The 16240-nt window shown below is 36.1% G+C and carries 15 protein-coding genes; all 15 read right to left on the bottom strand.

Annotation, left to right across the window (positions count from 1 at the left end; genetic code table 11):
- Window positions 1-191: 191 nt before the first annotated feature.
- Complete coding sequence (gene esaA, locus ELZ47_RS10465) at window positions 192-2936, bottom strand: type VII secretion protein EsaA (RefSeq protein ID WP_125330821.1); 2745 nt, start codon at window positions 2934-2936, stop codon at window positions 192-194.
- A gap of 156 nt (window positions 2937-3092) precedes the next feature.
- Entirely contained in the window at window positions 3093-7451 is a 4359-nt protein-coding gene (gene essC / locus ELZ47_RS10470; protein ID WP_232011360.1) for a type VII secretion protein EssC, read from the bottom strand.
- Window positions 7452-7522: 71 nt separating this feature from the next.
- Window positions 7523-7951 carry a type VII secretion protein EssB/YukC gene (locus ELZ47_RS12020; RefSeq protein WP_232011361.1) on the bottom strand — a complete coding sequence of 143 codons (429 nt, stop codon included), beginning with the start codon at window positions 7949-7951 and terminating at the stop codon, window positions 7523-7525.
- Window positions 7926-8255, bottom strand: a complete 330-nt coding sequence (locus ELZ47_RS12025; protein WP_232011362.1) for a type VII secretion protein EssB/YukC — start codon at window positions 8253-8255, stop codon at window positions 7926-7928. The genes ELZ47_RS12020 and ELZ47_RS12025 overlap by 26 nt, the downstream gene beginning before the upstream one ends.
- Window positions 8256-8514: 259 nt before the next feature.
- Complete coding sequence (locus tag ELZ47_RS12030; RefSeq protein WP_232011363.1) at window positions 8515-8661, bottom strand: hypothetical protein; 147 nt, start codon at window positions 8659-8661, stop codon at window positions 8515-8517.
- The gene (locus ELZ47_RS10480; RefSeq protein ID WP_002916152.1) at window positions 8654-8908 is read right to left on the bottom strand and encodes a hypothetical protein; all 255 of its coding nucleotides are present in this window, start codon (window positions 8906-8908) and stop codon (window positions 8654-8656) included. The genes ELZ47_RS12030 and ELZ47_RS10480 overlap by 8 nt, the downstream gene beginning before the upstream one ends.
- Window positions 8877-9359, bottom strand: coding sequence for a type VII secretion EssA family protein (locus ELZ47_RS10485; protein WP_002919814.1), 483 nt, complete (start codon window positions 9357-9359; stop codon window positions 8877-8879). The genes ELZ47_RS10480 and ELZ47_RS10485 overlap by 32 nt, the downstream gene beginning before the upstream one ends.
- A 552-nt stretch (window positions 9360-9911) precedes the next feature.
- Window positions 9912-10226 (bottom strand): DUF4176 domain-containing protein, encoded by a 315-nt coding sequence (locus ELZ47_RS10490; RefSeq protein WP_126435966.1) that lies wholly within the window; start codon window positions 10224-10226, stop codon window positions 9912-9914.
- A gap of 147 nt (window positions 10227-10373) precedes the next feature.
- Window positions 10374-11111: a hypothetical protein gene (locus ELZ47_RS10495; protein ID WP_126435967.1), complete on the bottom strand. Its 738-nt coding sequence runs from the start codon at window positions 11109-11111 to the stop codon at window positions 10374-10376.
- Between the two features lie 34 nt (window positions 11112-11145).
- Complete coding sequence (locus tag ELZ47_RS10500) at window positions 11146-12528, bottom strand: T7SS effector LXG polymorphic toxin (RefSeq protein WP_126435968.1); 1383 nt, start codon at window positions 12526-12528, stop codon at window positions 11146-11148.
- A gap of 121 nt (window positions 12529-12649) precedes the next feature.
- A complete protein-coding gene (locus ELZ47_RS10505; RefSeq protein WP_126435966.1) occupies window positions 12650-12964 on the bottom strand; it encodes a DUF4176 domain-containing protein in 315 nt (104 codons plus the stop codon).
- A 151-nt stretch (window positions 12965-13115) separates the two neighbouring features.
- Window positions 13116-13844, bottom strand: coding sequence for a hypothetical protein (locus ELZ47_RS10510; protein WP_126436118.1), 729 nt, complete (start codon window positions 13842-13844; stop codon window positions 13116-13118).
- A 54-nt stretch (window positions 13845-13898) separates the two neighbouring features.
- A complete protein-coding gene (locus ELZ47_RS10515) occupies window positions 13899-15293 on the bottom strand; it encodes a T7SS effector LXG polymorphic toxin (protein WP_126435969.1) in 1395 nt (464 codons plus the stop codon).
- A complete protein-coding gene (locus ELZ47_RS10520; protein ID WP_126435970.1) occupies window positions 15290-15949 on the bottom strand; it encodes a DUF4176 domain-containing protein in 660 nt (219 codons plus the stop codon). The genes ELZ47_RS10515 and ELZ47_RS10520 overlap by 4 nt, the downstream gene beginning before the upstream one ends.
- 27 nt (window positions 15950-15976) lie before the next feature.
- Entirely contained in the window at window positions 15977-16240 is a 264-nt protein-coding gene (locus ELZ47_RS10525; protein WP_126435971.1) for a hypothetical protein, read from the bottom strand.

The raw sequence follows: 16240 nt of genomic DNA on the forward strand, positions 1-16240 counted from the left end.
GAGATTAGGTTTCTATACTTTTACTTATCTATTCAAAATAAGGCTGTGACATTTCTATCACAGCCTTATCCAATAATTTAAGAGCTATTAGAATAAACGAAGCTAAGTATAGATGATATACACAATATTAAAACTGGTTTCATCATTACTTTCTACAACTTCCAGTAGCCTTTCTATCGCTAAGATTCTACCTATTCAAATTGTTCCTCTTCTTCTTTTTCAACCGTCTTCTCTTTCTTTCTATGAGTATACTCTCTAATTGTCAGACCCGTAGCAATGTTGGTTAAAAGTAAGATTACGAGTAAGTAAACCCATATTGGAGTATTTGATAAAACACCAGATTGGCTTGTTTTTTCAGTTACAACAGGATTGGATAAGAAATTCAAAACAGCTTGGTTATCCGTTCCGTTTGAACGAGCATTCGATAATACTCCTTGAAAGTTCTTATTAAAATCAGTACTATCTTCAATATTCTTAGCCTGATTCTTAATAAGCGACTCTGTTTGTTGGTGAACTTCCTTCACTTCTCCTTGGACCCTTTTAGCTTGCTCTGCTAAAGTGTTAAATTGCGTATCCATAGATCCGATTGCATTCCCATTAGAGGTAATTGTATCAGATGTATTTCGAGTATTAGACGCCAGCTTTGTAACAATATCTAGCAGACTATTACTACTATCATCCGTTGTATAAAGTCTATTATTAGATAAACTGTCACCAGAACTTGTTGGAGAAACTTCCAGAAGTTCTGGACCATTTTTCTTCCACTCTTCATACTGTTTATTTAGATCGTCAACAGCTTGTTGATGCCAATCAGATAGTTCTCCAACAATTGCTGCAAAATAATCATTCGGTAATTCTTCTTTTGTCAGTTGTGGAAGAGAAGCGGTATTTTTCTGAAGTCGATTTATCTCTGCACTTAACTTAACATATAGGTCAATCCCTGACTGTCTATATTGGTCCACATCTTCTAGTTGTAGCTTATCCGCTACAGATGATGGCGAAATGTTCCCATACATCTTTGCCACTGAGTTACTTGCTGGATTAGCAATATCAATATCGTAGGACGAAGATGGGCTTCCATATAGGTTCTTAATCGTAGCTGCCGCGGTATCAATTCTAGATAGTTGTTCAAAAATATTAGACAAATCTGTCTTAATTAATGCATCATTTCCCTTATTGTTATCATAAAAGAAACTGTATTGTAAAGGTATTCTCTCACTACCAATCTCAAGATCAAATGCAACCGTATTGAGACCATAATTAGGAGAAAGCTGAATTTGCAGTTGAAGACTAGTAGGTTCAGAAATACTATCAACACTTGGAACTACCGTAGCTCCCTGAGCACCTTGAACCTGTATATTCGTCACACGGATAGTAGTTGCAGTATATTTATTACCCCCATTTCCTTCAGAAGTCATCTCAGGGTAAACATGCTCCATTGTAACTGTTTTTGCATCTGTTGACGGCAAAGAATCATTAGCTACCGTTATAAAATTATAGCCTGGCATTGAGCCAGTAGTAGCACCTTTAACACTAGCATAGCTAGCTAATAAGTTTAATTTTGCATAGTAAGAAGCAATTTGGTCATCTGTTAAAGCCCCAAACTCTTTTAGTTTATTAAATAAGGTTGCGTAATCTCCAGAATTAACACTAATAGAAGCAATTGTACTATTTACATAATTAGTATAATCTCCAGGCAACTCATCTGAATCTGATAAAGTATTAACAACCTGTTTGGCCAGCGCCTGCCTCACATTATCTTTATCCACACCATCACTAACAGCTTTTAAAATCGCATCTTTATCTTCTCCCAAAGAACTTGTATTAACCTGCACCCCATTAAAATAATTCTGAGAAATTTGGTCACGAGAACCCTCAAGAGAGTTTTTAATGGACTCCAGTTCCTTTTGAGATTGCTCAATCTGCTCTTGAGAATGATTTATTTTATCATTATAACTTTCTATGTGCTTAGCTAAACGAAGCAAATAAGAATCTGGTTCATTTGGCTCAGTAGGTGATTCTGTATTCCCAAAAAGATGTAAATAACTTATTGAATTTTTATAAAGGTCAAGGTATAATTTGTTATCTTTATCATATTGATTCTTAACAGAGTTTCCTGCCACCTGAGCGTTATGATTAGCAACTTGTGATTGAACTTGCTTATACTTTAAAATTGGATCTGTTTGACCAATTAAAGATTCAGCATTTCTTTTTAATAAATCAGCAGTTGAAGTTTTGAAAGTTGATGTCGCTTGCTCAAATGATCTATTAGAAGACTGAACACTCTCTGCAATTGAAGGGATCGAATCTATTGATTTGATACTTCTATCAGCAGGTTGAACAATTGAAGTAGATAAAGAATCATAGATATCCGACTCATCACCAACAATTGTATTCATCTGAAGTTTTGCATCATCAAGGTTGTTAATGACACTTGTAAAGTACAGACGAATCGTTTTCTGATTTAAACTATTAACATAATCTCCAACCTGCTGAGCCATCTCAAGTGATTGTTCTTTTTTTACAGAATCTTTTACTTTATATGTAATTTTGGCCTTTTCAGGATTAAAACTAGATAGCTGCAATATATTGTGTGAAAAATCTTTAGGAATGTAAATGATAGCTTCTAGCGAATTATCCTTGTACTGACTCTCCGCCTGGTCCCTAGACATGACTTTCCAGCTTGCCTTTTTTTTCTCATCCTTCGCTAGTAATTTTGTAAAATCATCCCCAAAATTGTATTGAGCGCTATTTAACTGTTCGCCTTCGTCTTGATTCACAATCCCAATACGAAGATGCGTCTTCTCTTTAGTTCCTAGAACAAAAGAAAGGCTATCTGACTGTCCCATATAGATAAGAAGTCCTACAGTAATTACTATACATAAAATAGCCAAGCCTTTCCTAAGCAAGTGATTTTTTCCTTTTTTTATACCCATTATGGATTTTTCTCCTAAATTGATTTTAACATTATCATCAAAATATTTATAATTTATTCATGATAATATACATCCTACAATCATTATAATTATTACAAATAGTAGGATTTCTTCTATTATAGCATATTCAGAAATTATTGTGGAAGCTTTATGTACCTATTTTTCTTGCGGAATTCTCAAACGATGAACACTTCTACCAACGAAGAACTGTGTTTCATTAAGTTCAACCAATGGTTCATTGTATTGAGTACGACCAGGCACAACTTTCTGTTCGTTAAAGATGGTACCAAACGTTCCCATTGGAACATTTTGTCGAAGCCGTTTGAAGAATGGCGTGAATTTGCTAACTATGCCACTTTGATAACCATGGAAAATCAAATGAATGTTGACCGACGAAGATTTTGTGAACAAAGTATTTACATCTTTATCCATCAGTACAATCTTATCACCAGCTAAGTTTATATCTGGAAGATAAACAAACATTGGTTGCTCTCTACGCTTACCAGACTGAATAATGCCTAATAGTTCACCAAGGAATTGGCTAATATTCGCCTCCTCAATTCTAGTATCAAAGTATTCATTCATACCAACAAAACGTCCATCAGTATCAACCACTACGCGATCCACTTTCCCGGAAAACTCTGAAAAAGCAGATAATATCGTACGCTCAATACTATATGTTTGAGAAGGAGTATCATCCATGAGAAGAATAAATTCATAGTTCATTGGTTCGATAGAGCGAACCAACGTTGTTTCCTTATCATAACCAATTGGAATATTGTATTTTTGCCGTTCCTCTTGGACAGCTACATCATTTTCAAATTGCTCAAAAGTAATTTCATTAGCCAGCATTGGAACAGCTTCTGGTCTAGAGCCATCCCATAACTTATCCATTACCTCAATAGCGTTTTCTAAACTCTGCAATCTTTCAAGATTGGAACTTCCTTCTGTTGCAAGGTATACTTGAAAACGAATAGGTTCTTCAAATCTAATCTGACCACGACCAGGAATTACTTGATCAGCTAGAGCATCAAAACCAATAAGATCTTTTTTAGAATCCTTGTCGACCAAATACAAAACAAACTGTGTAGCAAAATTACTTCGCATACTTAACTTCATAGTAGTGTTCCGAAGAACTGTTGCTATCAAATAGATACCTAAGCTTGCTCCCTCACGCAACACCTGATGAAAAGCGGATTCAACAGAACTTTCGAGTGGATGATCACGTACAGTATCATAAGAGTCAACAATATTTAAAATAAATGGTAAATACTGACCTGTCTTCTGCTCATACTGTTCAATAGAAGTAACTCCATATTCTGCCAATAAATCACGGCGTTTTTGTATCTCTTTTTGTAAACTCTTAAGGAGCTTCAATAGCTTTTCGGCATCATCTAAAGTAGCAATATCTGCCACATGCGGTAGACCTTTCAGAGGAAAAAGTCCATTCGTTCCAAAATCAAACAGATTAAAATGCATTTGATCTGGTCTATTAAGCCGAGCAAAATTCATAACTAGCGTCTGAAGCGCTTGAGATTTTCCAAACCCTGGAGAAGCATAAATGATACTGTGACTAAACTCTTCTAAATCAAACTCTAACATCCGCTGAGCCTGCTCTGAAGGAATATCCATTAGAGCAAAAGGAGCTTTGTGAAGTTTCTTCTCTGTCCATTTCGTAGTTAAAATTGGTGACGTAATATCTTCATCAAGCGGAGGTAACCATGGCTTAGCTGGTATACAAAGATCTACATTCTTTGCGTGTTGAGCAATATACTCTACAACAGCATCTAGTTCAGTCTCATCAGTATTAGCGTCTGTGCTAACCATCTCTTCTAAATAAGACAAATCTGTAGTAGCGAGTTCATACTGCCCCAGCTCATTGATTATCCAAAGCCTATTGTCAACTTCTTCACTACGAGCTTTCACTGTTGGTGCATATCGTGCTCCACTCCATGCTGATTGAAAGAGTTCATATATTTCATTATTCCCGACTTGCAAATAAGCACGACCTGGCTGAGTAATACTTGCAGCATCTGGTGTTTTTATAATCTCATTTGAATCAGCTTTTTCCGCTACTTTGAGCGCCAACTTAAATCGAGAATTAGACCAAATTTGATCATTAACAACTCCAGAAGGCTTTTGAGTAGCTAGAATCAAATGAATTCCTAAGGAACGCCCAATACGCGCCGTTGTTACCAGCTCTGTCATAAACTCCGGTTCATTTTGCTTCAACTCAGCAAACTCATCCGAGATCAAAAATAGATGCGGAAGCGGCTCAGTAGGGAAATCTCCCTCTATTCCGGAGCGGCCTTCCTTGTATAATTTTGTATATCCATTAATATGATTGACCCCAAATCTACCAAATAGGCGTTGACGCTTTTGCAACTCTGCTCTAATGGAAGCTAACGCGCGCTGGATTCCTGCTCCATCTAAGTTTGTGATAACGCCCATCAAATGTGGCAAATCTTTAAATAAATTTGCCATCCCTCCACCTTTAAAGTCTATTGGGAGAAAACCAATATCTTCTGGACTAAAGTTTAATGCTAGCGATAAAATGTAAGATTGTAATATCTCCGACTTACCCGATCCCGTTGTCCCGGCAACAAGACCGTGAGGACCATGAGCACGCTCATGTAAGTTCAAGTAGACAATATCATCTTTTCCTCGAACCCCAAGTGGAACAGCAAGGCTCTTCGATGTATCTCCTCGAGCCCATCGGCTAGAAATATTTAAGTCCCCAACTTGTTCTACATTATACAATTCTAAGAATGTAATTGCATCAGGAAGTGCATTTTTTTGAGTTTCCTCATGAATTAGATTACTTAAACTACGAACAGCACCTTCATAATCATCTATCAACGGGTACGGAGTAAAAACTTGGTTTACATATATTCCTCTATTATTGATTAAAGTAGCTGTATCTCCATTCTTTAAATCAATAAGCGTTGTTACCGTTTCAGGTAATTGACGACGACTTTCTTTTACCCAAATAACAGTTACTCCAAAAGAAGCCAAATCTGCTCGTGAAAGACTTTCGTTGATAGCATGACCAGACAACAAGCGATCATCTGAAATGACAATCACAATCTGAGGTAAAAAGGTTCTTTCCTTCTGTTCCTTGTCTTGAATGCGAGACTGTAATACTTGATAAAGACTTGTAAGCACAGCATCTTTCGTACGATCATCATGTACAAAACCACGAACATTAATCATTGGTAACAGAAAATGAGGTAAAAACCGCCATTTCTTCCAAATTTGATCATAATCTTCCTGCGAAGTCAAATTAACAAATATTACATCGTGATAAGAATGAAAAGCCGCAACTTGCAATAAAAGTTGCTGGATAAACAACTGACCTATGTCATGTTGAGCAACCAGCCCAACAATATTCTGAGCAAGTGTTGTTGTAACTGGAACGCCTTTTTGTTTCTCATAAGTCTTTAACAAATCTTGAGAAAAAATTGTCAGCTTATCTTTGGTTAAAAAGTCTGTTTGATAATCAATTTGAAGCTGACTATCAATATCTCCCAAGCCAAGCGAGACAGTCATAAAATCCTCATTAAAAGGTAAGCGTTCATAGAGACGTTCATCATAACGCTTAATCATATCAATTAACGTATTGATATTTGGTTGCTGATAAAATAGAATATTCTTTTCCTCTGCATAATGCTTATGTAGAGTGGATAATTGTTTTAATAAGTACGCTTCGTAATCTTCTACCCTTGTTATCTTCTTTTGTTTATACTCTTTTTTATCAGTAAAATAACTCGTAATTGAAAATGCAGCTGTAAGAACACTCATCCCCCCCATACTCAACATCATAATGGCATTTCGTCCCATTAAAACCACTACCAATCCAGAAAGAGCAACCATACCTAAAGGTGGAACAATTGCTCGCCAAATAGCATTTTTAGGTTTTGTTGGGGGATTTTTAGGTTTTTCTATTCTCTGACGTTTATCGTATATCGTGGGGAGTACTCGAGGGCTACGACGATAAACTGGGAAATTAGATTGATAAATTGACTTTTTCTCTTCCAACAGGACACTTTGACTATTGAAATTTGCTTTCTCAAAGAACGATGAAATTTGCCATTGATTTTCTAAAAACTCTATAAAATAGTTCTCTACAAAAATACTATCTCCTTTTTTAAATTCAGAAATAATATCAGAAGAAATCAATTGCTCGTTCAAATAGAAGACACAGCCATTTGGATAGAGATAAACTTTACCATTGGAGAACAAAACATAGGCTTTCGAGTGAATGAGGAGATCTGCTTCTTTCTCTTTTGAAATAATAAAATCTTGATTTGGAGGAGAAATGTAACTAACAGAAATGTCACTCTCTTCTTCAAGGACAAAAACAGTCTTATTTTCAATAGTATTTTTTCCTCTGGTTAATTCTTTTCCATTAGAGTAGACCTTACTATCATTCACGTTGAAAAAAAGTCCTTGCACTTCAACACTGTCGCCTTCCATAAAAGTGAGTAAAGAAAGTCGCTTACCAAATATAACCACTTTAATTTGCCCTGAAATTTTATTAGAAACCGGTTCTTTTTCTGTATTGTGAAAAAAATTTCTTATCTTCTCTACTCATCTTTTTCTTCACCTACTTTTACACCTAGTTTTTTAGAAAGCTCTTCGATTTCTTTACGATATTCACTTAATTTTTTTTGTTTTTTAGCACCCTTCATATTCTTATCTTCACGGGTTTGTTCATATAAATTAGTATAAGCGTGTAAGGTCAACTGATCATCCCCAATGTTCTGAGCTAAATCTAGAGATTTTTTATAGTCTCCCCTTCCAAGATAAATCCAATAATCTAAAAGATTTTCCTCGCTAGATGGAGTGATTGTATTTAAAACGCTTGATTTCTGCTCCTCAGACAAGTTATCTAAATGAACATAAGAGGATGCTAAAACATATTTTGCTTCTTTACCTAAACGATTTACTTGAAATTTTTGTAAATCATCTGCCACATCATCATAATGTTTAGAAATAAAATGACTTTGGTGCATCCACTGTCGCACGCTGAACTGGGATAGACCAAAAATAAAAATATGCTGCAAAAGCTCCTAAAGCAACAGTTGTAACGCTAAAAATTCCCATTCCAATAGAAAAAATACGCCAACTCCGTTTTGAAACAACTATCTTTGTTTTCTTTTCTTCTTGATAAGCTTTGTCATAAGCTTCATTAACATATTTTATTACTTCATCATATGTCTTACATGCAGCTATATCCTGTACCAATGAATCTCTTATTGCAGCTATACCATCTATTAGTAATTCAAAATCAAGTTTTTGGTCGTAGAATAGAGACAACCAAAGCCTTGTAGCTCATTAGAAACGTCTCTGAAGTATAAGGTATAGGACTCATAATTCCTTCTAAACCCAAAATGAAGAATCTTAACAACACTTCCTTGTAGAAATATATTTTTCGGATGGATATAAGGTACCTTAAAATTATGCTCAGAGAATGTCAAAGACTCCATTTTCTGAGCCAACTCCAAACGCTTTACTTCTGTCATCTCTTCCGCAATAAGCTCTTTAAGACTATAAGAATATTTTGGCTTATCATAAATTAGTGATAAAAACCATTATCTTCTAATGTCACGGAAGCATCCACATAATTTTCAATTGTAGATAATTTTTGACGAGAAAAATGGCTGGCAGGCAGAATAACCTTGACCTTTTCCTTGCTATATTTAATTTCAATTTTATCACTCATTTATAATTACCTCCAATACATCTCCATCCCCTAATGGATATTCCTTTAAAGCTCTATGCTGTTCTATTCTTAGAAGCTTTCCTCGAACCTCTAAATGCCAATTATTTTGATGAATAGATAATGTTTTATCTAGATTGTTTGAACACATTAACATCTTTACTCCCTGTAAAGATAATAATTTAGAAAAGCGAATATCTATTTCCTTATCTTCATATCTAATTGTTGCGTTTAAATATTTTTCCCCCATGAAAAATCCTTCCTAAATAAATTCCAATTAAAATCATTGCTACAATAAATAATACTACACCAAGAATTGACCATATCATTGTGGCCCCTGATTCCTCTGTGTCTACAATAATATTGTCAGAAACCTGATAGTTCTGAAAAAGAGCATGTCGATAAACTTGGAGGTCGAGTCCATCACCACTCCGAACTTCTTTCTTACTGAAATTAGCTTGGTTTGCAGTCTTAAGCATTTCCTGAGCATCAGTTTTAGATTTCGTCGCTTCTTGCTCTATTCTATCCATAAATAAGTTCGGTGCATAAATATGCTCAATTTCATTACCTTGGGAACGCTGCTTTTTTTGCGTTATCGAATCTGTTTTTAAATCTAACTCACCGTCCTTAGCATAAACAGTGCTTCCAGTAAACAATAACAATAAAAATATCACTAAAACTCGACTTGATTTTTTCAACATTTCATCTCTGCTTTCTAGCTTAAAAGACTTAAAAAATATTTAGCATCAATAAGTAAGTTATAAATATTCCTAAACAACATTTACCTATCATAACAAGCTTTAATAAATTTTATATTGACTAGTCTCATTCAAATATTAGTCTTATTTTATCACGAATTGTATCAATATTCAAACTTTCAAACAGTTATTCACAAGCAGATTGTACTGTTGTGACAAAAAATATAGCACCTAATTAAATTTAGATACTATGATATATAACTCTGAATCCAAATATACTGACCCGATTCAATTGCGGTATGTCTTACTTCCCTAAGGTACTTCTGATTTATCGCCGATTAATATTCAAATATTATTGCTCAGGGTGTTATCTATTCTCTTTATTTAATGGTATTTTTTATTTCTTGCGCTACTCAAAACATCTCTAAATATCTTTCCCATAATCTTTTCATCAGAAAGTACATTGAAAGGACATTTCGACTGCGATTATATCACAAACGAAGTGATCTCAAGAAAAAAATCGCTCTAATATAGCGATTCTTCTTATATCATTATTTAAATAGAACCTTTTGGAACTTCTGCTGACTTCATCCAAGTATCATAATGCTCTTCAAAAGCCTTCTCATCTTCGTTTCTATATCCCTCAAATAAAACTTCTTTGACATTTTCTCTATTGAAAAAGAACAAATTGTCTGGTGTCTGCATCCCGTTCGGAATAACTACTGAACCGTAGTCAAAATAGACACTCTTAGTCCCTCCTTTACCATCTTCCACTTCGATTACACTAGCTCGTGAAACAATCATCACTTCACTACCATCACCATTTTTGAGGGTTACAACTGAACCCAAAGGTAAAATTTTATCTGTCATTTTCTTCTCCTTGTTTTTCCAATTTTTCTACATTGCTTAGCGCAATAAAGTTCAACAATATTCTTAGAAGTCAAAAAATCACTATTGCATCTCTTGACATTAAAAAAATTAATCTCTACATCTTAAAACATCAAAAGTCCATTAATGTTATTTATGTAATTCTTTTGTCACAATAGCTCTATCTGGTCCGACACTCACTTCTAAATATAGTTCAGGATTGTCGTCATCTCTACATACTACACTCAGTTTTCCAGATTCAAATTTCTCCGTTATGTCTAAAATACTAGGAATATTATTCTGATTATATATAACAAAAGCAACTCCAAGTAAAAGCCCTGCAAACATTATCTTAAAAATCTCTCCTCCAATCTGTTGCCCTAAAAAACTGTTGAAGTGGAAAATAAAATCATAGATATAGTAGAAACCCACTGCAGGAATAGTAAACAACAAAGCATTAAATAAAAAAGTATTATTGCGCTTCTCTTTTTCGCTCAAGTTCTTTTCTTTTAAATCCTCTGAATCACAAATAGTAAAAAGACTGACCGTTTGAGTAGTCACTTGCGCTCTATTGATATTTCGATACAAGGCTCGTTCTACAAGGATAGTAATGAAAGCAAACTCTGCTATCCAGATAAGAATAACACTCCAAAAAGCAATCATGCTATAAGTTCCTTGTAAAAATAGACTAAAGAAGGAAGAAATGCCACTTCCGCTAGCTATAAAGAGAACAACTAATAGAGGAATATGTCGATTCATCTTATTTGACTTCTCTGTATCTAATAGTTTACTCTTTGGAGCTTCTAAAACTTCATGGGTCTTACGATCATAATAAATGGCTTTGTCATAATATTGATTCAAATAAAAACGACGTCTTCTAAAAAACATATATTTCTTCTTTCTAATGCTTATCCGACTTCCGTCACCACAGCTTGGGTAGCTTCCACTCTCCATGTGAAAACTTATCCCATACATGGTTGATACCTTTTCCTACTGCATCTCCGATAATCGTTCCTGCTACTGTACCTATTACTGTTCCTACTACAGGGATTGGAATAGCAGAGCCAATAACTGCTCCGAATTGAGCTCCAACTACCGCGCCACTAAAGGTACCTGCTGCATGGCCGACTCCATCAGCTAGTGCATGAGCATCCCCATATTTCCCCCTATTCTGTTGGAATGTATCCCAACCATCTTTCAACGCTAATACTGTACCGATAGCGCCTACATTTTTTACTGCTCCGAGACCTTTCTGAGACACAGCAGATTTCATGTTTCTGAATATATCTGCTTTAAGAATATCTTTATTAAGATGGCCTAGAGAATCTTTTACAAAACGCACATCATCTACATGGCCTCCGATGAATTTACCAAATTTAGTAGCCCAACCAGCAATCTTTTCTCCTCTTGCAAAAGATTTAGCTGCTCTTGCAAGAGCTTGAGTCCCAGTACGAGTGCCAGAATTAATCATAACAAAATTAGCTCCTCTAACACCGTATTGAAGCAATTTACGGCCTGCCGATTTCCTAATTAAGGAATTTACCATTGCTCCAGCCTTAGTTGAAGCTGCTTTAAAGCCATCTATTCCTAAAGATTCCGCAATAGATTTTAGTTCTTCTACAATATAGTCTAACACCTTTATAGGTGTCGAATTTAAAACAGAATTGGTAACTTCCTCAACTCCATCCATAAAGGCAGTGCCTTTATAAAATGCCTGTGCTTCTTTTGAAGTAAAGGAACTCTTACCTGCTCCTTCCAGTCCCTTCAGAGCAGTCGCCTGAACTTGCAAGAGCTTACTATACTCATCTCCTCGTTTCCAACCATTAAAGCTGGCCATATTAGTTTTAGTATCGGTCAAAATGGTCTTTCCTTCTGACAAAGGAGTGGTAATTGCGCTGGCATCTGGATTCGTCAGACTGATAATATCAGAGATGGAGCTATAAATATTTGCAGTTGCTTGATTCACCGTACTAATATTGGTCTCTATACTCGAAAAGCCATCTAAAAGCCCCTGCAAATAATCCGTATCAATAATTGCATCTGCTGCGGTCTCTGAGACTGTTGATTTAAACTGTTCGATAGTCTTATCGTATTGAGCAGAAAGAACGGCTAAAGCATTGGAAAAATTCGTCAATAAGGGAACCTGATGATTGCTAATTTTGGCATCAATTGCTCCCTTGACATCTCCTTTGAGACTTTCCGAATTGACCAAACTTACAAAAGAGGTCTTAGCTGTCTCAAGCTGACTAGTAATCGAGGTTTGTGAGTTAGACAATGCTGTCTTCTGGTTATGAACCTCTGTCAATCTACCTTCTATCTGTAATGAAGCAGAAAAAACAAAGTCATCCGTTCTGAATTAAACTATGAATCCAGAAACTGATAAATGAAAAATCGCTCTAATATAGCGATTCTTCTTATATCATTATTTAAATAGAACCTTTTGGAACTTCTGCTGACTTCATCCAAGTATCATAATGCTCTTCAAAAGCCTTCTCATCTTCGTTTCTATATCCCTCAAATAAAACTTCTTTGACATTTTCTCTATTGAAAAAGAACAAATTGTCTGGTGTCTGCATCCCGTTCGGAATAACTACTGAACCGTAGTCAAAATAGACACTCTTAGTCCCTCCTTTACCATCTTCCACTTCGATTACACTAGCTCGTGAAACAATCATCACTTCACTACCATCACCATTTTTGAGGGTTACAACTGAACCCAAAGGTAAAATTTTATCTGTCATTTTCTTCTCCTTGTTTTTCCAATTTTTCTACATTGCTTAGCGCAATAAAGTTCAACAATATTCACTAGAAATCAAAAAGTCACTATTGCATCTCTTGACTTTAAAACAAAAATTAATCTCCATATCTTAAAGCATCTCAAAACTTTCTTCTTTACTTATGTAATTCTTTTGTCACAATAGCTCCATCCGGTCCGACGCTCACTTCTAGATAGACATCTGGATCGTCGTCAGCTCTACATATCACATTAAGTTTTCCAGCACGGAATAAATCCAATATATCAAAACTTTTGGGAAGATTGTTCTGATTATATAATACAAAAGAAACACCTAGCAAAAGTCCTGATGCAACAATTTTAAATATCTCTCCTCCAATAGGATTACCTAACAAGTCTTTATAATTAAAAATGAAATCATAGGCATAGAAGAATCCAACCAAGGGGACTAGAAAAATCAATCCTTTTATCAAGCGTGTAGCATTGCGGCTATCTTTTTCACTCATCTCAATCTCTGCCTCCACTTCCTTGGCTTCGTCTGACTTTTCCATAATCACCCGACAAACCGTTTGAGAGGTCACTTGTGCTCTGTTGACATTTCGATACAAGGCGCGTTCTACGAGGATAGTAATAAAGGTAAACTCTGCTATCCATATAAGAATAACACTCCAAAAAGTAGTCATGCTATAAGTTCCTTGTAAAAATAGACTAAAGAAGGAAGAAATGCCACTTCCGCTAGCTATAAAGAGAACAACTAATAGAGGAATATGTCGATTCATCTTATTTGATTTCTCTGTATCTAATAGTTTACTCTTTGGTGCCTCTAAAAGTTCGTGGGTCTTACAATCAAAATAAATAGCTTTATCGCCATATTGATTAAAAAACATACGACGTCTTATAAAAAACATTCTAGCCTCTTTCTAATATTTATCGGATTCCCGTTACCACAGCTTGGGTAGCTTCCACTCTCCGTGTGAAAACTTATCCCATACATGATTAATCCCTTTTCCAACTGCATCTCCGATAATCGTCCCTGCTACTGTTCCTATTACCGTTCCTACTACAGGGATTGGAATAGCAGAGCCAATAACTGCTCCGACCTGAGCTCCGACTACTGCACCACTAAAGGTACCTGCCGCATGGGCGACTCCATCAGCTAGTGCATGAGCATCCCCATATTTGCCCCTATTCTGTTGGAATGTATCCCAACCATCTTTCAATGCTAATACTGTACCGATAGCGCCTACATTTTTTACTGCTCCGAGACCTTTCTGAGACACAGCAGATTTCATGTTTCTGAATATATCTGCTTTAAGAATATCTTTATTAAGATGGCCTAGAGAATCTTTTACAAAACGCACATCATCTACATGGCCTCCGATGAATTTACCAAATTTAGTAGCCCAACCAGCAATCTTTTCTCCTCTTGCAAAAGATTTAGCTGCTCTTGCAAGAGCTTGAGTCCCAGTACGAGTGCCAGAATTAATCATAACAAAATTAGCTCCTCTAACACCGTATTGAAGCAATTTACGGCCTGCCGATTTCCTAATTAAGGAATTTACCATTGCTCCAGCCTTAGTTGAAGCTGCTTTAAAGCCATCTATTCCTAAAGATTCCGCAATAGATTTTAGTTCTTCTACAATATAGTCTAACACCTTTATAGGTGTCGAATTTAAAACAGAATTGGTAACTTCCTCAACTCCATCCATAAAGGCAGTACCTTTATAAAAGGCCTTTGCTTCTTTTGAAGTAAAGGAACTCTTACCTGCTCCTTCCAGTCCCTTCAGAGCAGTCGCCTGAACTTGCAAGAGCTTACTATACTCATCTCCTCGTTTCCAACCATTAAAGCTGGCCATATTAGTTTTAGTATCGGTCAAAATGGTCTTTCCTTCTGACAAAGGAGTAGTAATTGTGCTGGCATCTGGATTCGTCAGACTGATAATATCAGAAATGGAACTATAAATATTTGCCGTTGCTTGATTCACCGTACTAATATTGGTCTCTATGCTCGAAAAGCCATCTAAAAGCCCCTGCAAATAATCCGTATCAATAATTGCATCTGTGGCTGTCTCTGAGACTGTTGATTTAAACTGTTCAATAGTCTTATCATATTGAGCAGAAAGAACGGCTAAAGCATTAGAAAAATTCGTCAATAAGGGAACCTGATGATTGCTAATTTTGGCATCAATTGCTCCCTTGACATCTCCTTTGAGACTTTCCGAATTGACCAAACTTACAAAAGAGGTCTTAGCTGTCTCAAGCTGACTAGTAATCGAGGTTTGTGAGTTAGACAATGCTGTCTTCTGGTTATGAACCTCTGTCATATCTATTTTCATCTATCTTCTCCTTCAATACTATGTGTCATGGAAAAAACCCTATGTCGAAAATAATCCTTACGATACTGCCGATCTACATAGGATTGATCCAAAGTATCGCTATAACCTTCTTGGATAACATGAGAAATCAAATAGCTTGGAATAAACAAAGGTTCAACATCTAGTCTCATACCATAGGGGTAGATGCTAACTAGGTAATCTATATATTCCCGGTCGTCTGGTTCAGAAAGCAATCTCCGCCCCATAATCATAGCCATAAAGGGAACCTTTGCCTTCTCCATCTCGGATACCAATTCCTCTGGAAGCAACTCACGATCTAACTCTACCAAACTGCCCAAGGGGAGGATTGGAGCCAACAGTAAATCAGTGCAAGATAACCAAATCCTAAAGTCTTTCATAGACAAAACGAGCTCCGAGCCTAAATAAGCCAGAGTTACTTTTTCTCGTTCCCAATCAAACTCCATCGTAACAGATGTGCCAAGCAAGCTACTGTAGCTATAAAAGGACTCTTTCTTGACAATTGCCAACTGAAGCCTACGAAATGCATCTCCTTGACTAATTAAGGATTGACCCACTTGCTCCAAAATGGCTCTCTCACCCTCATCAATTCCTAATTGAAGCAAGGAGTTTTGATAAAGGCCACTTATCTCATTCATCTATCTCGTTCCTTTCTGCTAACTTACCTATTTAGCATTTGCTTGCTTTTGGTCATCAGTCACTTTATTTTCAGCTGCTTGATTCATACGAGTTACATCCGTTGTCGTGAAAGTTTTGAGACTGCTAATCGCTGTATTAAATGACTTAATTTCATCATTAAAAGATGTAAAAGGAGTCATTGTCGTTGCTGAAAAAGTTAACTCTGCCATATCTGAAATGCCAGAGATACTTGTACTAACTGTAGAAGTAAGTCCCGTCCAAGCACCATAATCTGTTCCTGTATTTGCCAT

The sequence above is a fragment of the Streptococcus sanguinis genome (assembly GCF_900635155.1).
Taxonomy (GTDB): Bacteria; Bacillota; Bacilli; order Lactobacillales; family Streptococcaceae; genus Streptococcus; species Streptococcus sanguinis_G.